This is a genomic window from Vibrio sp. 03_296, assembly GCF_002265885.1.
Genome location: NZ_NPKW01000861.1, coordinates 1 through 477 on the forward strand (window position 1 = coordinate 1; position 477 = coordinate 477).

A 477-nucleotide genomic window follows, 5' to 3' on the forward strand; every position below is an offset into this window, starting at 1 on the left:
AACAGTGAAAGCGATGAGCAGCAGGAGGCGGTTATGGAACAATTGGAGTTTTCAGCTGTACCAGCCTTGTGTGGGGTTGCAGTGTCGATGACAAAGGCTATTGCAACGGATGCATGCGTAAACGTGAAGAGCGTTTTAACTGGCTGAACATGACACCAAGTGAACAGCTGCATGTGATTAAACTGTGTCGTCAGCGTTATCGTCGTAAACTTGCACAAGGTAAAGCTCCATCAAGCATAAAAGAAGAAGTACAAAGCCCACAGCAAGATTTATTTTAACTCTCCCTAGCCCTAGTACACATTTGAGATGCGTTGACTAAGGAGAGTCAAATGCATGAGTTGATGACTATTTTAGCCCCACTTATCGTTACCACCCCCAGCATGTTCATCAAATGGCTACCGACAAATTTATGATTTTGTTCAACGTCATGCGTTGAATGCGTTTTGTCTGTCATCAGTTGATAGATGTAATTTGCCA

At 43.4% G+C, this 477-nt stretch carries 1 pseudogene; it reads left to right on the forward strand.

Going from position 1 to position 477, the window contains the following annotated elements:
* Positions 1-33: 33 nt before the first annotated feature.
* Positions 34-278 (forward strand): annotated as a pseudogene (locus CIK04_RS28435) (DUF1289 domain-containing protein).
* Positions 279-477: the final 199 nt, after the last annotated feature.